This is a genomic window from Reyranella sp. (genome assembly GCF_050185545.1).
GTDB lineage: Bacteria > Pseudomonadota > Alphaproteobacteria > Reyranellales > Reyranellaceae > Reyranella.
In genome coordinates this window covers 5,122-9,197 of the sequence record NZ_JBFWZI010000241.1, presented here as the reverse complement: position 1 = coordinate 9,197, position 4,076 = coordinate 5,122, and the positions used below count along the sequence as shown (strand labels likewise).

Sequence of the window (4,076 nt, the reverse complement as noted above, 5' to 3'; positions counted from 1 at the left end):
GGCCTTGCGTTGGCACGGGGATTTCTGTCGGAGTCGGACCATAAAGCAGCGCTGGCGGCCTCGATGATGATTTGGGGCACGGCCGTGTCGTGCTGGTCGACATCTCGTGGCGGGCGACCCTGCGGCTGGCGGACGAAATCAGTCGCAGGCGAACACCGGGTCTGGCGTGCCGGACGCTCGATATCCTGCACGTGGCAAGCGCCTCGACGCTCGAGTTCAGGCATTTTCTGACTTTCGATTCCAGACAGCGCAGATTGGCAGAGACGGTCGGTTTGAAGCCCGTTGCCGTGCAGTGAAGACGTCGGTGGCTCATGGCGACTCGCCTGAGATGCTCGCAGGGACGCAGCCCTTTCTCCACACCCGCGGTCCAGGCCGCATCATCCCGAAAGCCAGGAACACCTATGCCTCGGGTCGCCGATCTTATGGGTTTCCATGAGGTGCGGCTGGCGCTTGGCGGGACTAGGGTTGGCACGTGAGATCGCCCGCTCCGGACAGGTGCTGCACGAAGCGCCGATCCCGCACCTTCTTTGCCCCGCAGGAGCACCCGATGATATCAGTCTGGTCGCACCGCCCCCGATTGTTGCACCTGGGGCTTATCGTTGCGGCCTATGTCCTCGGCTGCGCCTTCGCCAAGGCGCTCGGCCTCGCGCCCGGAACCAACATCTCCATCTGGCTTCCGGGCGGGCTCATGATGGCAACGCTCATCCTCACCTCCCCGCGCAGCTGGCCCTGGTGGGTGCTGGCGGGCTGCCTGGGCGAGCTGATCGGCCAGTACCTGTGGTTCCACAGCCCGCTGCCGGCCGCCCTTCTGATCTATGTCGGAAACGCGCTCGAAGCAGCAGCCGGCGCCTGGCTCGTGAACCGGTTCTGCGGGCACCCGATCAGGCTGGAGACCCTGCAGGAAGTCCTCCTCTTCGTCGTGCTTGGCGCCGGCGTGGCGCCGATCCTGAGCGCGACCGTTGGCGCTGCCACACTCGACTGGTTCGACATAAAGTCGCAAACCTTCGCGACGGCGTGGCCACTGTGGTGGATCGGAGACGCCGTCGGAATCCTGATCGTGACGCCCCTGGCGCTGGTCGTGCTCCAGAACTGGCGCCGGGAGGGCGTGCTCTCGCCGGCGCGATGGATCGAAGCAGGCGTCCTGGGGCTGATCCTCCTCGGCGTCGCCGCCCTGTCGTTGAGCGGCTCCCTGCCCTTCGCCTACATCATCATGCCGCCGCTTCTCTGGGCCGCGGTGCGCTTCGACTTCAAGGGAGCAGCGGTCACCCTGGCCCTGCTCGCCCTGATCACGGCGATCTTCACCCTATCCGACGCCAGCCGCTTTGCCGGCGACCCCGCATCGCAGCGGGAAAAGCACATCATGCTGCAGCTTTTCCTGGGCATCTCGGCGCTTTCGGCGCTCATCGTGGCGGTCGTATCGCGCCAGCACCAGCGGGCCGTGGTGACCCTGCGCCAGAGCGAGCGCTCGCTGCGCGATCTCGTGGAGACGCTTCCCGCGCATGTCTGGTGCACCGCTCCGGACGGCAAGCCGATTTATTTCAGCCGGCAGTTCCGTGACTTCATCGGCTTCGACGTCAAGGATGTCGACGGCCAGTCGCCGCTCCAAAGCGTCCTCGAGGCGATCATTCATCCCGACGATGTGGCCACGGTCAGCACGCTGTTCGCCCGTTCCCTGGCCACCGGCGAGGCCTACGCGCTGAAGCACCGCCAGCAGCGCTTCGACGGACAATACCGATGGGTCGAAACGCGCGCGGCGGCGATGCGCGACGCCGAAGGTGCGATCGCGCAGTGGAATGTCATCTGCCTGGACATCGATGGCGAGGTTCGCGCGCAGGAAGAGCTGCGCCTGGCGCGCGACAAGCTTGCACGAGCGAGCCAGGCGACGAGCCTCGCGGAGCTCTCGGCTTCCATCGCCCACGAGGTGAACCAGCCGCTGGCCGCAATCGTCGCCAACTCCCACGCCTGCCACCGCTGGCTGTCGGCCGATCCTGCGAACGTCGAACGGGCGAAGCTCACCGCGGAGCGCATCATCCGCGACGCGAACTCCGCCGCCGATGTCGTGAGCCGCATCCGCGCCCTGTTCAGGCAGTCCACGGACACGAGGAACTCCACATCGTTCAGTGGCGTTGTCGCCGAGGCGCTGGGTCTCATGGCCGAGGAGGCGGCGCGGCGCCATGTCCGGATCGAAACGGACATCGAAAGCGATCTGCCGCTCATGACGCTCGATCGGGTCCAGATTCAACAGGTGCTGGTCAACCTCATGCGCAACGCCATCGAAGCGATGGAGTCCACGGCGGGTGCCCGGGTTCTCGGCCTGCGCGTGCGCCGAATGGCGGACGCGATCCAGACCGAGATCAGCGATCGCGGCCCGGGCGTCGAGTTCCCCGACAGGATATTCGAATCGTTCTTCACGACAAAGGACCACGGCATGGGCATGGGGTTGGCGATCTGCCGCTCGATCGTCGAATCGCACGGCGGACGGCTGTGGGGGGAGAAGAACGAACCGCACGGTGCGAAGTTCATCTTCGCCCTGCCGGTTGCCTTGAAAGCCGCGGCATGACCACGGACGATCATATCGTGTTCATCGTCGATGACGATGTGCACATTCGGGAGGCGCTGGGAGATCTCCTCGAGTCGCACGGCCTGCGCACCGTCGCGCTCGGTTCGGCCGGCGACTATGTCGCCGCGAAGAAGCCGGATATCCCCGCCTGCCTCATCCTCGATGTCGAGCTGCCGGACATAAACGGCCTCGACCTGCAAAAGCAGATCGCGCAGGGCGACCATCCGCCGATCGTGTTCATAACCGGGCATGGCGACATCCCGTCCACTGTCCGGGCGATCAAGCGCGGTGCGGTGGACTTCCTGACCAAGCCTTTCAGCGAGCCGGCTCTCATGGCCGCTGTCCGCGCGGCGCTCGCCCAGGACAGGGAAAACCGATCGCAGCGTGCCGAACTCGGCACGCTGAAGCAGCGCTATCTCGAGCTGACGCCGCGCGAACGCGAGGTGCTGCCTCTGGTCGTCAGCGGCCTGCTCAACAAGCAGGCAGCCGCCGAGCTGGGGATCAGCGAGGTGACGCTGGAGATTCATAGAAGGAACGTGATGCAGAAGATGGCGGCGGCCTCGCTCGCCGATCTCGTGCGGATCGCGGAGAGACTGGAAATACCGATCAGGCACTCGCGCCGAGCAGGAGGGCACCGAGCGTGATCAAGCGTAGACCCGTCGTAGCAGTAGTCGACGACGATCCGCGGGTGCTCGAGTCGCTGGAGGACCTTTTGGAGTCCGCGGGCTACGTCGCGCGGAGCTTCCCGTCGGCCGGACCGCTGCTCGCCGGCGGATTGTCGGGCGTGGACCTGCTCATCACCGATATCGGAATGCCGGGCACCAACGGTCTGGAGCTCCGCGACCTGGTGCGGAAAGCACGCCCCGATCTGCCGGTGTTCCTGATCACCGGCCGTCACGAGATTGCCGACCAGGGCCGCGTGCAGGGCGTCAGCGGCTTCTTCCGCAAGCCCTTCGACGTGAAGCGCCTTCTTGCGGCCGTCGGCGACGCCTTGCGCAACCGGGACAGTGGAAGGTGAGCATGAAAGTTGACCCGCCGCTTCAGCGGAAATCGGCGTTGCCGTCATCGCCGGGGAAGAAGGACGAGGATGAGCCGCTCGTCGTCATCATCGATGACGATGCATCGGTTCGGGAGGCTCTGTCCGAGTTGATCCTGTCGGCAGGGCTCCGGCCGCGCAGCTTCGCCTCGACCCGCGAACTGCTCGACGCTAGCGTCCTGGACCGCCCTGGTTGCCTGATCCTCGATGTGCGCATGCCGGGCGCAAGCGGCCTCGACCTGCAGCGCCATCTGGCCAGCAGCGGCAACCCCAAGCCGATCATCTTCCTCACCGGGCATGGCGACATTCCCATGAGTGTCCAGGCGATGAAGGCCGGCGCCGTGGACTTCCTCACCAAGCCCGTCCGCGACCAGGCGCTGATCGATGCCGTGAACGCCGGCATCGCGATGGACGCGGCACGGCGGGTGCAAGCCGCCATCATCAAGCGCGCCGTCGAACGCCTCGAGAGGCTGACGCCGC

Annotated in this window: 5 protein-coding genes and 2 pseudogenes; all 7 read left to right on the top strand. The window is 65.9% G+C overall.

Translation table 11 applies throughout. The features are described 5' to 3' along the window. The first annotated feature begins 89 nt into the window (after positions 1 to 89). Positions 90 to 296, top strand: coding sequence for a hypothetical protein (locus AB7O82_RS34480; protein ID WP_428621472.1), 207 nt, complete (start codon positions 90 to 92; stop codon positions 294 to 296). A gap of 251 nt (positions 297 to 547) precedes the next feature. Next, positions 548 to 1,882, top strand: a pseudogene (locus AB7O82_RS34475) (MASE1 domain-containing protein); the annotation flags it as partial. 18 nt (positions 1,883 to 1,900) lie between these two features. After that, positions 1,901 to 2,074: pseudogene (locus AB7O82_RS34470) on the top strand (histidine kinase dimerization/phospho-acceptor domain-containing protein); the annotation flags it as partial. A 75-nt stretch (positions 2,075 to 2,149) separates the two neighbouring features. After that, on the top strand, positions 2,150 to 2,560 hold the full coding sequence (locus tag AB7O82_RS34465) for a sensor histidine kinase (protein ID WP_428621476.1): 411 nt from the start codon (positions 2,150 to 2,152) through the stop codon (positions 2,558 to 2,560). Further along, positions 2,557 to 3,204 (top strand): response regulator transcription factor, encoded by a 648-nt coding sequence (locus AB7O82_RS34460; protein ID WP_428621474.1) that lies wholly within the window; start codon positions 2,557 to 2,559, stop codon positions 3,202 to 3,204. The genes AB7O82_RS34465 and AB7O82_RS34460 overlap by 4 nt, the downstream gene beginning before the upstream one ends. Continuing rightward, on the top strand, positions 3,201 to 3,578 hold the full coding sequence (locus AB7O82_RS34455; protein ID WP_428621471.1) for a response regulator: 378 nt from the start codon (positions 3,201 to 3,203) through the stop codon (positions 3,576 to 3,578). Before AB7O82_RS34460 ends, AB7O82_RS34455 begins: the two co-directional genes overlap by 4 nt. 2 nt (positions 3,579 to 3,580) lie before the next feature. Beyond that, positions 3,581 to 4,076, top strand: a 496-nt coding sequence (locus AB7O82_RS34450; RefSeq protein WP_428621469.1) for a response regulator transcription factor, incomplete at its 3' end; no start/stop codon positions are given.

Coding starts and splice junctions, on each gene's coding strand:
- AB7O82_RS34465 (WP_428621476.1), top strand. CDS start 2,150: ATGGCCGAGGAGGCGGCGCGGCGCCATGTCCGGATCGAAACGGACATC.
- AB7O82_RS34460 (WP_428621474.1), top strand. CDS start 2,557: ATGACCACGGACGATCATATCGTGTTCATCGTCGATGACGATGTGCAC.